General features: G+C 56.2%; 16 protein-coding genes. 10 read left to right on the forward strand and 6 right to left on the reverse strand.

Going from position 1 to position 16,538, the window contains the following annotated elements; genetic code table 11:
- The first annotated feature begins 28 nt into the window (after positions 1 to 28).
- The 6 genes from dhaL (at position 29) to ACRQV7_RS00600 (ending at position 6,289) form a co-directional block, all read left to right on the forward strand.
- Complete coding sequence (gene dhaL / locus ACRQV7_RS00575; RefSeq protein WP_444659055.1) at positions 29 to 673, forward strand: dihydroxyacetone kinase subunit DhaL; 645 nt, start codon at positions 29 to 31, stop codon at positions 671 to 673.
- Between the two features lie 39 nt (positions 674 to 712).
- Positions 713 to 1,645 (forward strand): 1-phosphofructokinase, encoded by a 933-nt coding sequence (gene pfkB, locus ACRQV7_RS00580; RefSeq protein WP_444659056.1) that lies wholly within the window; start codon positions 713 to 715, stop codon positions 1,643 to 1,645.
- Positions 1,646 to 1,661: 16 nt separating this feature from the next.
- Entirely contained in the window at positions 1,662 to 2,513 is an 852-nt protein-coding gene (gene fba, locus ACRQV7_RS00585; RefSeq protein ID WP_275714923.1) for a class II fructose-1,6-bisphosphate aldolase, read from the forward strand.
- Between the two features lie 226 nt (positions 2,514 to 2,739).
- Complete coding sequence (locus ACRQV7_RS00590) at positions 2,740 to 3,717, forward strand: substrate-binding domain-containing protein (RefSeq protein ID WP_444659057.1); 978 nt, start codon at positions 2,740 to 2,742, stop codon at positions 3,715 to 3,717.
- An 81-nt stretch (positions 3,718 to 3,798) separates the two neighbouring features.
- Entirely contained in the window at positions 3,799 to 5,304 is a 1,506-nt protein-coding gene (locus tag ACRQV7_RS00595) for a sugar ABC transporter ATP-binding protein (RefSeq protein WP_444659058.1), read from the forward strand.
- 16 nt (positions 5,305 to 5,320) lie between these two features.
- Positions 5,321 to 6,289, forward strand: coding sequence for an ABC transporter permease (locus tag ACRQV7_RS00600; protein ID WP_444659059.1), 969 nt, complete (start codon positions 5,321 to 5,323; stop codon positions 6,287 to 6,289).
- Between the two features lie 167 nt (positions 6,290 to 6,456).
- Here the strand turns inward: ACRQV7_RS00600 and ACRQV7_RS00605 are convergent, their stop codons facing one another.
- Positions 6,457 to 7,017: a flavodoxin family protein gene (locus ACRQV7_RS00605; protein ID WP_444659060.1), complete on the reverse strand. Its 561-nt coding sequence runs from the start codon at positions 7,015 to 7,017 to the stop codon at positions 6,457 to 6,459.
- A gap of 136 nt (positions 7,018 to 7,153) precedes the next feature.
- The gene (locus ACRQV7_RS00610) at positions 7,154 to 8,701 is read right to left on the reverse strand and encodes a ClC family H(+)/Cl(-) exchange transporter (protein ID WP_444659061.1); all 1,548 of its coding nucleotides are present in this window, start codon (positions 8,699 to 8,701) and stop codon (positions 7,154 to 7,156) included.
- Positions 8,702 to 8,848: 147 nt separating this feature from the next.
- On the opposite strand from ACRQV7_RS00610, the gene ACRQV7_RS00615 reads away from it, so the two are divergent.
- Both ACRQV7_RS00615 and def read left to right on the forward strand, forming a co-directional pair.
- Positions 8,849 to 9,112, forward strand: coding sequence for a helix-turn-helix transcriptional regulator (locus ACRQV7_RS00615; RefSeq protein WP_038322224.1), 264 nt, complete (start codon positions 8,849 to 8,851; stop codon positions 9,110 to 9,112).
- Entirely contained in the window at positions 9,084 to 9,560 is a 477-nt protein-coding gene (gene def, locus ACRQV7_RS00620) for a peptide deformylase (protein ID WP_444659062.1), read from the forward strand. Before ACRQV7_RS00615 ends, def begins: the two co-directional genes overlap by 29 nt.
- A 136-nt stretch (positions 9,561 to 9,696) precedes the next feature.
- Here the strand turns inward: def and ACRQV7_RS00625 are convergent, their stop codons facing one another.
- From ACRQV7_RS00625 to rsgA, 3 genes are all read right to left on the reverse strand, one after another.
- Positions 9,697 to 10,167, reverse strand: a complete 471-nt coding sequence (locus ACRQV7_RS00625; protein WP_444659063.1) for a VOC family protein — start codon at positions 10,165 to 10,167, stop codon at positions 9,697 to 9,699.
- A gap of 71 nt (positions 10,168 to 10,238) precedes the next feature.
- Positions 10,239 to 11,324 carry a helix-turn-helix domain-containing protein gene (locus tag ACRQV7_RS00630; RefSeq protein WP_444659064.1) on the reverse strand — a complete coding sequence of 362 codons (1,086 nt, stop codon included), beginning with the start codon at positions 11,322 to 11,324 and terminating at the stop codon, positions 10,239 to 10,241.
- A gap of 171 nt (positions 11,325 to 11,495) precedes the next feature.
- Positions 11,496 to 12,578, reverse strand: coding sequence for a ribosome small subunit-dependent GTPase A (rsgA, locus tag ACRQV7_RS00635; protein ID WP_444659065.1), 1,083 nt, complete (start codon positions 12,576 to 12,578; stop codon positions 11,496 to 11,498).
- Between the two features lie 503 nt (positions 12,579 to 13,081).
- Between rsgA and ACRQV7_RS00640 the strand changes: the two genes are divergently transcribed.
- The gene (locus tag ACRQV7_RS00640; protein ID WP_444659066.1) at positions 13,082 to 13,336 is read left to right on the forward strand and encodes a FeoA family protein; all 255 of its coding nucleotides are present in this window, start codon (positions 13,082 to 13,084) and stop codon (positions 13,334 to 13,336) included.
- Complete coding sequence (gene feoB / locus ACRQV7_RS00645; protein ID WP_444659067.1) at positions 13,323 to 15,464, forward strand: ferrous iron transport protein B; 2,142 nt, start codon at positions 13,323 to 13,325, stop codon at positions 15,462 to 15,464. The genes ACRQV7_RS00640 and feoB overlap by 14 nt, the downstream gene beginning before the upstream one ends.
- Positions 15,465 to 15,720: 256 nt before the next feature.
- On the opposite strand, the gene ACRQV7_RS00650 is transcribed toward feoB, so the two are convergent.
- Positions 15,721 to 16,371 (reverse strand): metal-dependent transcriptional regulator, encoded by a 651-nt coding sequence (locus tag ACRQV7_RS00650; RefSeq protein WP_444659068.1) that lies wholly within the window; start codon positions 16,369 to 16,371, stop codon positions 15,721 to 15,723.
- Between the last annotated feature and the right edge of the window lie 167 nt (positions 16,372 to 16,538).

A 16,538-nucleotide genomic window follows, 5' to 3' on the forward strand; every position in this document is an offset into this window, starting at 1 on the left:
GCAAGCGCCGGACGTTTAGGAGATAAGTATGGAGAATACCGTGAATACGCGCCAGCTGCGGGACATGTTCCTTTCGGTCGCGCGCAGGGTTTTGGAAAGCGAAGACTTTTTAACGGAAATCGATCTGAAAATAGGGGACGGCGACCACGGCTTCGGTATGGCGCTCGGCTTCAAGGCCGTGAAAACGGCTCTGGAGGGAAAGGAGTTCCCCACGGTGGAAGCCCTTTTCCAGGAAGTGGGCATGACCCTGCTGGACACGATGGGCGGCGCTTCGGGCGTGCTCTTCGGCACCATGTTCATCAGCGGCGTCGCCCGGCAGGAACCCCATGAGCAGGCCGGTCTGGCGCTGCTGGCCGAAATTTTCCGCCGGGCGCTGGAAGCGCTGAAAAAAAGGGGCAAGGCGCGGGTCGGCGACAAAACCATGGTGGACGCGTTTGAACCGGCGGTCGCCGGGCTGGAGGAAGGCGCGGCAAAGGGCGTTTCCCTGAAAGAGGGTCTCGCCCTGTGCGCGGCGGGCGCGAAAAAAGGGATGGAATACACCCGGGAATGCGTGGCCCGGTTCGGCCGCGCAAAATCCTACGGGACCAAGGCGATCGGCCTTCAGGACGCCGGAGCGACTTCTGTGTGGATCATTTTTCAGGCAATGTCGGACTGGGCTTCAGAAAACATCTAACTACTTGAACCAATAACATTAATAAGGTGGGTACAAAGAATGATCACCACACTTACGCTGAACCCGTGCATCGACAGAACCGTAACCGTTGACGGCTTTACCTACGGGGGAACCAATCATGTGGAAAATTTCCGGTGCGATGTTTCCGGCAAGGGAATCAATGTCAGCATCGCGCTGAACAATATAGGGGAAGAAACCCGCTGCCTGGGCTTCAATTATATGGGCGGCGGATCGCTTCTGACAGATTTTTTAAACAGCGAAAAAATCAGCAACGATTTTTTAAATGTAAAAGGGCAGCTCCGCACCAATATCAAGATTTTTGACAGAAAAGCCAGTGTGATGAGCGAGCTGAACGAAAGCGGCAGTTTCGTAAACGGGGGCTGCGTCGCGGACCTTGTGAAGAAAGTGGAGGAATATCTTCCCAAAACCTCGCTGCTCGTGCTGGACGGCAGCGTGCCGCCGGGCGTTTCCAAGGATATCTATAAAACCCTGACGGACAAGGCGAGGGAATACGGCGTGAAAACCGTGATCGACGCTTACGGCGAACTGCTTCTGGAAGGGATCAAAGCCGGCCCGTACCTGATCAAGCCAAACAAGGACGAGCTTGAGGAAGCTTTCGGCGAAAAGCTTTCGTCAAAGGGAGACGCCGTCCGCGTTGCCCGGAAAATCATCGGCCAGGGCGTGGGCATGGTCTGCGTATCCATGGGAAAGGGCGGCGCGATGCTGATTACCGAAGACAAAGCTTACTTCTGCGCGGGGACGGATATCGAGGTAAAGGGCGTGCAGGGCGCCGGGGATTCTCTGGTGGCCGGCATGTGCTGCGCGATTGTGCATGGGCTTTCCTGCGCGGAGATGCTCCGTTACGGCGTAGCCGTGGCGCACGGTTCCCTGACGCTGGAGGGCACCCAGATGTGTACGCTGGAAAGCTTCCAAAAGATGCTTCCGCTGATCCATACCGAGGAAATAGGATAAGATAGGAGTCTTGATTATGCCATTAGTAACAACCCGGGACCTTTTGCTGGACGCAAGGCGCGGCGGCTACGCGGTTGCCGCGTTCAATATCGAAAACATGGAAATGGCTCAGTCCGTCATCCGGACGGCCGACGAAATGAGGAGCCCCGTGATCATACAGACCACGCCGGGAACAGTGAACTACGCGGGCTTCGACATGCTGCGCGCAATGGTCGCCGTCGAAGCGGCAAAGACGGATATGCCGGTGGCTATTCATCTTGACCACGGCGACAGCTACGAGCGGTGCGCCGCGGCGATCGATTCCGGCTATACCTCCGTCATGATCGACGGTTCCAAGCTTCCCTATGAGGAAAATATCGCCGTTACCAAAGCGGTCGTCGACCTCGCGGCAAAAAAGAACATCGATGTGGAAGGCGAGCTCGGCAGGGTCGGCGGCAAAGAGGATACCCACGAGGTAAAAGCCGGAGAGGATATCTACACCGATCCGCAGCAGGCGAAGGACTTCGCCGAAAGGACGGGCGTCCGTTCGCTGGCGGTCGCCATCGGCACCGCGCACGGCTTCTATAAGGGGGAGCCGAAGCTCGACTTCGGCCGCCTGGAAAAAATCATCGGGCTCGTCAATATTCCGATCGTGCTCCACGGCGCTTCCGGCGTGCCGGACGAAGCGGTCCGCCGTGCGGTCGGGCTGGGCATCTGCAAGGTGAATTTCGCGACGGAGCTGCGCGCCGCACTGACCAAAGGCGTGCGCGAGGCCCTCAGGGACGAAGCCGTCTATGACCCGAAGGTGTTTATGAAGCTGGGCAAAAAACAGGTCGAGGAAATCGTAAGGCACAAAATCCAGGTGTGCGGGTGCGACAACAGAGCCTGAAAAATATTTAAAAAAGACGAATTTGGAATCAGGCCCTGTTTGCAAAATCAAGAGTCTTGTCTTATTCGGCTAAAATCGCGTCTGACCGCGTCAAAAATGCTCGGCATACGGGCAGTATTCCTGCGCTTTTTTCCTTGTCAGTCACAATTTTATTCCGAAAATCCGTCGAATTTCAATTTGCAAATAGGACCTCATCCATTTTCATAAATTTTTAGGAGGATTAAGAATGAAAAGGTTTGGCAAATTATTAAGTATCGTTTTAGCAGCGACAGCCCTTATTTCCACTCTTGCAGCCTGTTCCGGCCCGGGTACCGCCGCCAGCAGCGCGGCCGCGAGCACGCCCGCTTCCACGGCGGACGGCGCCAAGAAGGAGATCACCGTCGGTGTCAGCCTTCTGACCAGAGAGCACGTTTTCTACAACAACATTGAGACAGCGTTAAACAGCAAGGCAAAGGAACTCGGCGTAAAGCTCGTTGTTCAGGACGCCAATCAGGACGCCAGCAAACAGCTCAGCCAGGTTCAGGACTTCATCACGCAGAAGGTCGACGCGATCATCCTCTGCCCCACCAACTCCGCCGGCAGCAAATCCATGGTTGAGCTTGCGGAAAAAGCAAACATCCCGGTTCTGACGATGGACGTTCCGTCCGACGGCAACACCGTGTGCCACGTTTCCACCGATAACTACAAGGGCGGCGAGCTGGCTGCCGAATATCTGGTAAACAACGTGCTTGCCAACAAAAAGGGCAACGCAGCGGTCATTACCTACTCCGAAATCGAAGGCTGCGTAAACCGTGAAAAGGGCTTTACCGAGTGGATCGCAAAGAATGCTCCGGACGTGAAGGTCGTAGACGTTCAGAACTACTCCGGCGACCAGGCAAAGGCCGCCGACGTGATGCAGAACATGCTCCAGAAGCACGCCGACCTCGACGCGGTCTTCTGTGTGGGCGACCCGGCCGCGATGGGCGCTCTTTCCTCCATCAAATCGGCCAACAAGCAGGTCAAAATCATCGGCTTTGACGGAAATCCGGAAGGCATTGCCGAAATCAAAAAGGACGGCAGCCTCTGGGTCGCAGACGTTGCACAGGACCCCGCGAAGATCGGCGAAACCGCTCTTCAGTCCGCTGTTGACACCATCAACGGAAAAACTGTCGAAAAACTGATCGCGATTTCTCCGTATATCATTGATCAGTCCAACGCCAAATAAGCCTACCTGATTTTTTCGCGGGGATGGGTGAGCCATTGCCTGTCCCCGCCATTTAATTTTGTATGGAAAGGAAGCATACAAATGGGGCAGAAACCGATTGTAGAGTTGTCCAATATCAATAAGTCCTTTCCCGGGGTGAAAGCGCTGTCCGATATTTCGGTAGATTTTTTTCCGGGCGAAGTCCATGTCCTTTTGGGCGAGAACGGAGCCGGGAAATCCACGCTGATCAAGATCATCTCCGGAGTATACCAGACCGACAGCGGAAGCCTGAAAGTCAATGGTGAAGAGGTGCGCTTTATGAACACCCGCGAGGGGCTGGCGCACGGGATCAGCGTCATCCATCAGGAATTGAGCGTAATTCCCGATTTAACCGTAGCGGAAAACATATTTCTCGGGCGCGAGCCGAAGATCAGGGGAACCAATCTGATCGACAAAAAGACCATGAATCGGAAAACACAGGAAATTCTGGATTCCATCGGAGTCAAAATCAACGCAAAGGTCATGATACGCCGCCTGAACAACGCCGACAGACAGATGGTGGAAATCGCCAGGGCGGTCTCGCAGGACAGTTCGCTGGTCATCATGGATGAACCGACCTCCTCTCTTTCCAGCAAAGAGGTGGACGCGCTGTTCACTGTCATCGATAAATTGAAAACAAACAATGTCGCAGTTATTTATATATCGCACAGACTGAAAGAAATTACGGCCATCGGCGACCGCATCAGCATCCTGCGCGACGGGCAGCTGATTAAGACGGCCCTGTTATCCGGAATTTCGGAGGACGATATGATCACCCTGATGGTCGGACGGCAGATGACCCAGTTTTACTACCGGCCGGAAAAAGACGCGGTCAAGGACGAAATCGTGCTGAAGGCGGAGCACCTGACGCGCAGCGGCGTATTTGAGGACGTGTCCTTCGAGCTCAGAAAGGGCGAAATCCTGGGCGTCGCCGGGCTGATCGGCGCGGGCAGAACCGAAGTGATGCGCGCGATTTTCGGGGCGGATAAGCTGGATGGCGGAAAATGCTATGTTTTCGGAAAAGAGGTCCGGTTTGAATCCCCGCGTCAGGCGATCAAGGCGGGAATCGGGCTGATTCCCGAGGACAGAAGGGGCCAGGGCCTGCTGCTGCAGAAATCCGTGAAGGAAAACACCTCGCTCGCCAGCCTTTACGCAAATTCTACCCGCGGCGTGATCGACCGGAAATGGGAAACGGACGTCGCCCGCGACTACATTCAGCGGCTCCACACCAAAACCCCGGACGAAAACGCGCGGACCAAGAACCTTTCCGGCGGAAACCAGCAAAAGGTGGTTATCGCCAAATGGCTGGTCGCGAAATCGAAAATCCTGATTATGGATGAGCCGACCAGAGGCATCGACGTCAACGCGAAAGCCGAAATCTACGCTTTGATGAAGGAATTTGTGGAAAACGGCGGAAGCATCATCATGGTATCGTCCGAAATGCCGGAGGTCATCGGCGTTTCCACCCGCATCATGATCATGCGCGAGGGGCGCGTCTCGGGCACGCTCGACAATACCGATGTCGCTGAAAAAGATATCATGAAGCTTGCCAGCCTGAACGCTGGCTGAGCCGGGAGGCATAAAAATGAAAAATGAAATTGCTATGAAAAAGCTCAGGCATATTACCCAGGATTACACCATGGTGCTCTTTTTGGCGGCGCTGTTTCTTGTTTCCCTGATCTTTGTACCGCGCTTCTCCGAAGTGGGCAACCTGATTAACGTACTGATGCAGATCACCATCAACGCGCTGATCGCGACGGGCATGACCTTTGTCATCCTGACCGGCGGCATCGACCTTTCCGTCGGCTCGGTCGCGGCGCTTTCCGGCATTGTGTCCACTTCCCTGATCCAGCTTGTGCCAAACGCCGGAATCCCGATGAGCCTGCTGGTGATCTTCGGAACCTCCCTTGTGGTCGGCGGCATCTGCGGCACGGTCACGGCGTTTAACATCGCGAAGCTGCGCGTGCCGCCCTTTGTGGCAACGCTCGCCATGATGAGCATCGCGAGGGGCCTTGCTTATGTCTATACCAACGCGAAGCCGGTGTTCGGGCTGCCGGACGCTTACGCGTGGCTCGGCCTCGGCTATATCGGGCCGATCCCGGTCATGGTCATCATCATGATCATCATCCTCGCGGTCGCTTTCCTGGTCCTGCGCAGGACCTGCTTCGGCCGCTATGTCTTTGCCGTAGGCAGCAGCGAGGATGTTTCCCAGCTGAGCGGCATCAATGTAAAACGGGTCAAATTTTACGTATACATCATCTGCGCCGTTCTGGCGGCCCTTGCCGGCGCAGTGCTTTCCTCCCGGCTGCAGGCGGGCCAGCCCGCGGCGGCCAACGGCTACGAGCTGAACGCAATCGCGGCGGTAGCCATGGGCGGAACCAGCATGAGCGGCGGGCGCGGCGGCATCAGCCAGACCGTCCTCGGCCTGTGCGTCATCGGGATCATCAACAACGCGCTCAGCCTTCTGGGCGTTTCCTCCTACTGGCAGACCATTGCCATGGGCGCGATTATCCTGATCGCGGTGATCTTCGATCAGAATAAAAAGGACCTGTAAAATCCCTCTTTCTCAAACGGGGACCGTCCCGGCCGATTGCCGGAACGGTCCCCGTTTGCCGCTTTTAATAACAATACCGCAGGATCACGGCGGTCCTGTGAGCGGCACGGCCTTTTTGCGCTTCCGGTTGTCTTCGACAGGCTGTGCAACCAGGGTCACGGACGTAATCAGGCTTCTTTTGCGCCGCGAACCATGGAAGCCGCCGCCTCTTCGACCGCGGCGATTTTATAGGAACTGTTCCACCGGTTCACGCCGATAAAATCGTATATTTTCGCGCTCAGATGACGGCAGAGCCGTTCCATCTGCTCCAGACAGCTGATCATCCCGTTGCCGGAGCCGCCGGGAGAAGCGATCAGCAGGACGGATTTTCCGGCCATTGCCCCTGACTCGCCCTTCCTTGCTTCACAGCGGCGGAATCGGTCGAAGAAAGCCTTCATCGCTTCGGTCATATCGCCCCAGTAAACGGGGGTGTCAAGGATCAGGGCGTCCGCCTCAGCAATTTTTTGCTGGATCTGTGTGAACCCGTCCACCCCGAAGATGCAGGTGTGTTCGTCGCGGCAGATTCCCCAGCCGTCACCGCACATGGCGCAGCGGACGAGGCCGTAATCGCACAGCCGGATGATTTCGCAGTCCGCTCCTCCCTTCTTCGCACCGACGTAAGCCGCCTCCACGCAGGAGCAGCACAGACCTTCCCTTTTGGGCGTGCCCGACAGAATCAAAACCTTCATTTGAAAAATCCCCTTTTCTCCGTATTTTTCAACGGCGTACCGCAAAATCCGATCGCTGTACGATAGGATCCGCTTATCCAACATTGATGCTGTGGCTATGATACCACAGGCGCGGCGCGCCGTCGCGCGATATTTATCAATCGGAACGGCAAAGCTCCATGAGCGACCGGTTCATTTCATCAAATCCCTGCTCGGAGGAAAGGACCACCAGATAGTCGCCGGGCAGAATCTGCGTTTCCCCGTTGGGGACCAGCTCTTTTTTCCCCCTGTGCAGGGATACGATCAGCGCGCCCTCCGGCCAGCCGACGTCTTTCACCTTTTTTCCGGCAACCTTAGAGCCAAGCTCCACCGGAATTTCAATGATGGCGCCCACCTTTTTCCCGCCGGCGCTATCCTCTTCCTCATCGGTCAGCCGTTCCAGCAGCACCTCGTAAATCGGGGAGATTTTCAGCACATCGGAGGTAAGCAGCGCAATAAAAGCGACGGCCGCGACCGGCAGCAGGTGCACCAGCGAACCCGTCATTTCCGCCATCAGCAGGATGCTGGTGACGGGCGCTTTTACGGAGCCGGACATGGCTCCCGCCATTGCGCAGACGCAGAACGCGGGAATATATTCCGCCGACAGGCCCCATACGGTAATCATTTTCCCGAAAATACACCCGGTCATGGCCCCCAGGGAGAGGATGGGCATAAAAATACCGCCGGGAATCCCGCTTCCGAAACAGACACAGGTAAAGGCGAGCTTCATAACCAGATAGATCGTCAGCAGGGAAATGCTGATCTGGGCGCTTTCGGACAGCTTGATCAGATTCTGGCCGCCGCCCAGCACCTGGGGAATCAGCAGCCCGCAAGGCAGGGCAAGAAGCAGCGCGGCGCCGGGACGCAGAAAAGCGGGCAGCTTCGCGTAGAGCAGGCTAATGTCCAGCAGGCCCTTGTTGGCAGCGGCCCCCACAATTCCGGAGAGAATCCCAAGAGGCAGCAGCAGGCCGTAATATCGGATGGGCAGCTGTGGGATGTCCGTATAATTCAGCACCGGCTTCAGCCCGAAAAAATATTTTGATACCAGATCGGCCGTCAGCGCGGCCGTGGTTGCGCCAATCAGGATATTGGGGGAAAAAGTCCGGTGAATTTCCTCCAGTGCAAACATAATCCCGGACAGCGGCGCGTTAAACGCTGCCGAAAGGCCGGCCGAGGCGCCCGCGGTAATCAGGCAGTTTTCCTCCAGCTTATTTTTTCCGGTCTTCTTTGCGAACGCCTGGCTGCCGGCGGCCCCGATCTGAATGGACGGACCTTCCCTGCCCAGAGAAACACCGAAAAAAGACGTCAGGATTCCCGCCAGATAACGCACAAGCAGTACGGTGTGCCATTTGATTTTCATTCCGAACAGGACGATTCCCTCAACCTGCGGAATTCCGCTCCCCTTCGCGTACGGCTCCAGCTTTACCAGCCGGTAGGTAAGGGATCCTGCAATCGCGATGAGGCACATCCACGGCAAAATATAAATCGGATGCAGCCGTAAAAACTGATACGCCTCCAGCGATTTTTGGGTGCCGAATTCAATCCCCAGGCGGTAGAGCGTCACCAGAAGCCCCGCGATCATTCCGGCAAAGATTCCCTTATAGGTAACGCTCCATTTCAGTCTGTTCAGATCGGACAGCATTTGATACATTCTCGATTTTTCCATTTGTCTGCGCGCCTCCACTTTCTTTGCAAATTATACCATAAATTCCGGTGAAGGGAATCCTTTCAAAAGAATGTAAGGTCAAGTTGACATAAATGCATTCCTATGCTACTATATATGTAAGGTAAACTTTACTTTGGAGGGCTGAATGTGAGAAACAGGGTCAAAGAGCTTCGGGAGCTGTTTGGGCTGACCCAGGAGCAGCTGGGCGAGCTGGTGGGCGCGTCCAGACAGGCGATCAATGCGGTTGAAACCGGAAAGAATGAGCCTTCCGTCTGGCTTGCGTACGATATCGCAAGGGTATTCGGGGAGCCGATTGAGAGCGTGTTTTTGTTTGAAGACAGTGAGAGGAAATCGAGGGCGGAATCGAGCAGGAGGGTGACAGATGGCGTTGCGGCAAATCAGAACGTTTGATGATGAAATTCTTCGTAAGGTCTGCAAACCCGTTGCCGAGGTGGACGGCCATATCCGCCAGCTTCTCGACGATATGGCGGAGACAATGTACCATGCCCCGAACGGCGGCGGTCTGGCCGCAAATCAGGTCGGGATCCTAAGGCGTTTGGTCGTCGTCGATATGGGGGAAGGACTCTTTAAGCTGGTGAATCCTGAAATCGTGGAAGAAAGCGGCGAGCAGACGGTGATCGAGGGATGCCTGAGCTTCCCCGGTATCTGGGGCCGGTTGAAAAGACCGTCCCATGTCGTGGTAAAGGCTTTGGATGAAAACGGAAAGCCAATCGTTTTGGATGTCACGGGAGAGATGGCAAAATGCCTCTGTCACGAAATCGACCATCTGAACGGGATTGTCTTTACGGAAAAAATTCTGGAGTATGTCAATATTGAAGAAATTGAAGAACAGGAATAAGATCCTGAAAACAGTTTGAGGCCGCCATGCTTTGGCGGCCTCTTTTATAACAGGGGCCATCCTCCGGGGGATGGCCCCTGAATCCGATCACGCGCTGCGCTTTCCTTCCACATTCTTAAAGCCGTACTCGCAGTCCCTATTCGGCCAGCCAGTGCCGGACGGCTCCGACGGGGACATCCATCCGTGCGGCCACCTGTTCCGGCGTCATACCGCTCGCGGCAAAGCGGCGCGCCACCGTCGTCATTTCCTCTCCCACTTCGATAATGTTGCGGTCGGGGTCATAAAAGCGTACCACCCGCTGCCCCCAGGCGTGTTCTTCCGGCGGGTGAACGTATTCGATTCCCGGGTGGGACGCGAGCTTCTCCAGAAAACGGTCCATGTCGGATTCCTCAAAGTACAGCTCGGCGGCGTTGTGCCCCAGGGTGATTTCCGTTTCCTCCCTGTGCAGGAACGTCTTCCAGGTATCCAGCGTCTGTAAAGCGACGCAGTCGGACAGCGTAACGTTCGCGCCGAAGTCGGCGGTTACTTCCATTTCCAGCAGTCCGCAGTAAAATTGTTTGGAACGCGCCATATCGCGCACGGCAATGAGCGCACAATTGTATCTCATAATCAGTCCTCCGGCAAATCAATCAGGTATTCCTTAGTTTAGCATGTTTGAAGGGCTTTGTACAATTGAAATCATTTTTCGGAAAGCCGTGCAAGCTCCTCCAGAATCCCCATAAATTCCGGTTTCCCCTTCAGAAAATCAAACGCGGGGTTTTCCTTCACCATCCGGCAGGCACAGCGGTTCAGATAGCTTTCGGAATAGGGCGTTTCGCGCATCTCGATGCTGTCGAAAAAGGGACTTGCTTTCACCGCTTCCAAATCGAGCGGCGTGCGTGCGCACGTCACAAAGTCATGCAGCGCGTCCAGTGTTTCCCGTACTTTCCCCTCCTCCGCACAGCACTGTGCGATCATCAGATAATGGTTCAGGTTCTGTCCGTAAAGCTTATCCCGGTCAAACATCCGGAAAAGCCGAAGGCTCAGGTCCTCCATTTTCAGGGCAAGAGGATAGTCCTTCTCTTTTTTCGCAAGGTTTGAAAGGGTCCCCAGCGCAATGTCGCAGGCGGTCAGGTGGTTTGCCAGTAAATATTGCGCCGTCTGTTTGGATTTTTTTAGATCGCCCATCGCGTAATACACGGAAACCTTCATCGCCGCGGGGTCCGTGACCGGCTGGTGGATCTGCTCCAGCGCCTTCAGCGCATCCCCGTAGCGTTCCTTCTGCATCAGCAGGGCGCACAGACTTTGCCAGGCTGCCTCCCGGGTGGAAACGTCCTCGCTTTTTGCCGCGTCCCGCATCAGTGCCTCCGCCTGTTTCAGCAGACCTTCGGCTTCTTCTTCCGTCCGGGCGCAGGGGGTGTGCATCATGCAGACGCTGCCCAGGCGCAGCTTCAAAAGCGCACTGTTGGGATATTCCTTCCGGTATTTTTCAGCCAATGCCACCGCGTGCTCAAAGGAACCCCGTTCAAATTCCTGGGAGCACTGCCCGCAGAGGTCCATGACCTGCTCCTCCGACAGCTGCGGCTCAAACCCGAGCAGGCCGTCCACCGTGACGTCCAGCAGGCGGGCAAGGGGAGCGAGCAGCGTGATATCCGGATAGGCACCTCCGGTTTCCCATTTGGAAACCGCCGCGATGGAGACCCCAAGGGCGGACGCCAGCTGTTCCTGGGTCAGACCCAGGGACTTTCGTTTGTCCTGAATGTTCTTTCCGATGGATAATTCCATATCGTTTTCCTCGCTTTCCGGAACGGGTTCTTCCTGTTATCAGTATAACCGCCTGTCGGGAAAGCCGCAATGGAATCGCAGTTGAATTTTTTCTCTGATTTTTAACCGGCGGTTAAAAAATTCAACCGGCGGTGACAGAAAATCATATTTTTTACTTTTGATGGATATCACTTAGTATCCTCCTCTTCGTTTGTCATTCTGACGGATGAACTTTCTTGCTTTTTTCATCCCGCCCACGTCCTCAAACATGCCGTTTAACTTTTCATTTTCAATCTGCCTTGAGGAAAGTCCGTCGTAACGGGCTTCCCGCTTCAGCTTCCGGTAGCTTTCCAGCCGCCTGGCGTCCAGCGTTCCCGCCTCCAGCGCCTTCAAAACCGCGCAGCCGGGTTCCGCGGTGTGGGTGCAGTCCCGGAAACGACATTGGGAAGATAAGTCGTCGATGTCGGAAAAGGACCGGGACAGGTCGACGGTTTCCACCCCAAGCTCGCGCATGCCGGGGGTGTCGATGACAATACCGCCCTGCGGCAGAACCAGAAGGTCCCTTCGGGTGGTGGTGTGCCGCCCCTTGTCGTCCTGACGGATACCGGAGGTACGGAGCAGATCTTCCCCGGCGAGCCGGTTGATCAGGGTGGATTTGCCGACGCCGGACGACCCGATGAAGGACGCCGTCATGCCCGGCTGCAGATAGGGCAGCAGCCTGTCGCAGGAGCTCTGATCGCAGCGGGAGGTGACGACCACGTCGGTACCCGGAGCGGCCGACGTGATTTCAGCCACTGCGCTTTGTAAATCCGCGCAAAGGTCGGCTTTCGTCAGCACGACGACGGGAACCGCCCCGCTGCTCCATGCCACGGACAAATAGCGTTCCAGGCGGCTCGGGTTGCAGTCGTGGTTCAGAGACATGCAGATCAATACGGTGTCGATGTTGGCGGCCACCACCTGCGCTTGCTGCCCGCCGCCCGCGGCCTTCCGTTCAAAAACGCTGCTGCGCGGCAGCACCCGATGGACGACCGCGTCGCCGGAGCCGCCGCCGGTGCGGTCCGCCATGACAAAGTCGCCTACCGCCGGATACCGGGACGGTTCGGCTGCCTCATAACGGAACCTGCCGGAAACCCCGGCAAAGCATTCGCCGTCCTCCGTGATGATTTTATATCGGTCTTTATATTGGGATACGACTCTCGCCAGATGCAGGCCGGGATAGAGAGCCGCCTCTGCAAACCGGCGCTCCTTTGCGCCGTAACGGATCAGCTGATTCAATGGATTACACCTCGTCATTCAAATTTTTTCTTTTTTAGACAAGATGGGAACACGAATTGCGGCAAAAGAAAAGGGCATAGTTTCAAAACTATGCCCAAGCAGTGCTTTATCAAATAAAAAAGCCCGTTTGTCACAGTTCTGCATAAAACCTGATTGCACAACAAACAAAGCGATTGATGATATCGCCTTTTCAGCCTTTGCGCAATTCGTGTTCCTTACAGAACAGTCTCCAAACAGACACCCCTTTTCCTACTTTCTTTAAATTATCATAACCGTTTTTATTTGTCAAGACGTTGGGCGGAATAAAAACAGAAGAACGCGTTTCTGCGTTCCAAAGCCCTTGCGCAATACATATGCTGGTGTCGGAAAACAATAAAAAAACCTGATACAGGGGGTTGACATATTATTAGGTATATTATAATATAAAATATAGGATAACCTAAATATCACATTCAAGGTTTTTAGCCGATGATAAAGAGAAAGAAGGATTGGAGGGATAGGAAGTGCAGCAAACGATACCGTTAACACAGATACGCCCGGGCCGGCGGGCGATCGTCTCGGGCCTTTCGGCCGAGGGGGGGCTGCGCAGGCGGCTGCAGGATCTGGGTCTGGTGGAAGGCCGGGAAGTGACCTGTGTGGAATTGAGCCCTCTGGGGGACCCGACCGCCTATGAAATTTGCGGGGCGGTCATTGCCCTGCGCCGTGAGGATTCCGATACGGTCCTTGTTTTGGAGGAGGCCGCCGATGCCAGCGCTTAAAGCCGCCGCTGAGCTCAATTCTTCCTGCGCGGGGCTTGTAATTCATAAAAAAGAGGCCGGCGACCGGGTCGTTGCGCTGGCCGGGAATCCCAATGTGGGGAAATCCACCGTGTTCAACGCGCTGACCGGTATGCGCCAGCACACGGGCAACTGGCCCGGAAAGACCGTGGCAAATGCACAGGGGTACTGTTCCCGGAACGGACACGGGTACGTTCTTGTCGATATTCCGGGCAGCTATTCGCTGATGGCCCGCTCGACCGAGGAGGAAGTGGCCCGCGATTTTATCTGTTTCGGTTCGCCGGACGCCGTCGTGGTGGTCTGTGACGCCACCTGTCTGGAGCGCAACCTCAATCTGGTGCTGCAGGTGATGGAGGCTTGTCCGCGGACCGTGGTCTGCGTCAACCTTCTGGACGAGGCGAAGAAGAAACAGATCGATATCGACCTTCCCCTGCTTTCCCGGCGGCTGGGAGTCCCCGTAATCGGTACGGCCGCCCGTTCCGGAGAAGGGCTGGAGGACGTCATGAACGCTGTGGAGCAATTGCTCGGCGAGCATCCGGAGGAAAAGCAGGCGCTTGTTCCCTATCCCGGCTATGTGGAGCAGGGCATTCAGGCGCTGCTGCCTCAGGCGGAAAAGGCCGCTCACGGCAAAGCCGATGCCCGGTGGTTTGCCGCCCGGCTGCTGGACGGGGACGAAAGCCTTCGTTCCTCACTGGCGGATTGTCTCGGCTTTGACCCGGAGCGGGCTCCTGAGCTTTCGGAAACACTGGCGGATGTGCGGGCCGGCATGGAGGAAGCGGGCGTTTCCCGGACGCGGCTTCGGGACGATATGGCGGGTGCCTTCGTGCGGTGCGCGGCGGAAATCAGCCGGGGGGTTGTTTCAGTGACCGCAAACGGAAGCAGCCGGCGGGACCGCCGTCTGGATAAGCTGTTTACCAGCAGGCTTACCGGTTTTCCCATCATGCTGCTTCTCCTGCTGGCGGTGTTCTGGATCACCATATCCGGCGCGAACGTTCCCTCGGCTCTGCTGGCCGACGGACTGTTCCGGGTGGAGGAGCGGCTGGCGGCCGCGGCATTTTCCGCCGGTGTGCCGGCATTATTGACCGATCTGCTGATTCACGGGGTTTACAAGGTCATGGCCTGGGTTATCAGTGTCATGCTTCCGCCGATGGCTATTTTCTTTCCGTTGTTTACTCTGCTGGAGGACTTCGGATATCTGCCCCGCGTAGCGTTTAATCTGGACTGCTGCTTCAAAGGCTGCGCCGCCTGCGGCAAACAGGCGCTCACCATGTGCATGGGGTTCGGGTGCAACGCGGCGGGCGTTACCGGCTGCCGCATCATCGATTCCCCCCGGGAGCGGCTCATCGCCATCATTACCAACAATTTTGTTCCCTGCAACGGGCGTTTCCCCACGATTATTTCCATTATTACCATGTTCCTGATCGGCGGGGCGACCGGGCTGCTTGGTTCGTTCTTGGGGGCGCTGATTCTGGTCGGGGTTATCTTGTTCGGGATGGGAATGACCCTGCTGGTTTCCAGGCTGCTTTCCAGGACGATTTTGAAGGGAGTCCCGTCCTCCTTTACGCTGGAGCTTCCGCCCTACCGGCGGCCGCAGATCGGCAAGGTCATCGTCCGCAGCATTGTGGACCGCACCCTCAAGGTACTGGGCCGAGCGGTCACAGCCGCCGCCCCGGCCGGGGTGCTGATCTGGGCGCTCGCCAATGTTACGGTCGGCGGCGCGACCCTGCTGGCGCGCCTGACGGGGTTTCTGGATCCCCTCGGCCGCGCGCTGGGCATGGACGGCGTGATTCTGACCGGCTTTCTGCTGGGGCTGCCTGCCAATGAAATCGTGGTCCCCGTCATTATCATGACATACATGGCGCAGGGAAGCCTGCTGGAACTGGAAGGGCCCGCGCTGATGCAGCTCTTCGTTCAAAACGGCTGGACGTGGGTGACCGCCGTCAGCACCATCCTGTTTTCCTTGATGCACTGGCCCTGTGCCACTACATGCCTCACCATCCGCAAGGAAACCCAAAGCCTCCGGTGGACCGCCGTGTCTTTTCTGGTTCCCACCGCATGCGGCATCGCCGTCTGCTTTTTATTCAGCACCATTGTCCGTTTGTTTATCTGACACAGAAAGAAGGCGCAACCGATATGGATGAATACGCAAAACAAATTCTCCTCCGCAAGCTCCCGGCGCTGGCGGTCACAGCGCTGATTCTGCTGTACGGATGGCTCCTCGGCTGAGTGAAAAACTTCGCAAAAGCATGGAATATGCGCATAAAAACAGCCCTCCTTTTTGTTGGAAGGAGGGCTGTTATGTTATAATCGAAAGTCTGTCCGCAGATATCCCGGACTGCGGGACCGTTCAGGCCGTTTTCAGCGGGTCACGCTTCCGGTTCGACCCGGATTTTTTCGGCGGCCTTTCGGCTGATTTGCACCGGATGCCCGTCCAGAAGGATTTCCAGCGGGCCGTCGTACGCTCCGAACGAAAGGACGGTTGCGTATGAGCCGATTTTCATTCCCAGCCCCTCCAGATAATCCAGCAGCTCCTTTTCCTCCTCAACCTGACGGATTACGGCGGCCTTTCCGACCGGCTGGAAGGCAAGCGGGCTCAATTTCCGCTCCTCCGGGATACTTTCCGGGCGCGGAATAACCGCGCCGTGGGGACAGACCTCGGGGTGCTGCAGAAAGTGGTCCAGCCGCTCCGCCAGCCGTTCCGTTGTCGCGTGCTCAAGAAATTCCGCGTCCTCGTGCGCTTCGCTCCAGCTGTAATCCAGGTAGCGTACGAGAAACACCTCCCACAGCTCATGACTGCGGACAATGCCGATACAGGCCCGCAGCCCCTTTTCCGTCAGCTGAGAACCCTTATACGGTTCATAAAGGATCAGCCCTTCCCGCGCCAGCCGCGCCAGCATTTCCGTTACGGAAGCGGAGGCAATTCCCAGCTGCTCCGCGATTGCCTTTGTCGTGGCGCGGTCATTCAGCCCGCCGCTGTGATAAATTGCTTTCAGATAATCTTCTTTGTTTGTGGTCATGACGCTCCTACCTGTCCGGACTTGTTGATACGTCCCGTTTTTCCGGCCGATGTACTGCTGCGTGAATACAGTACATGATTTCTGATTACAGTGTAACACGAAATAAACCGGAATGGCAAGAGGCTTCAAAAGGGATTGCGCAAATCGAGCGGTGTGGGGAATCTTTG

This window comes from Caproiciproducens lactatisolvens, from assembly GCF_052443335.1.
Taxonomy (GTDB): Bacteria; Bacillota; Clostridia; order Oscillospirales; family Acutalibacteraceae; genus Caproiciproducens.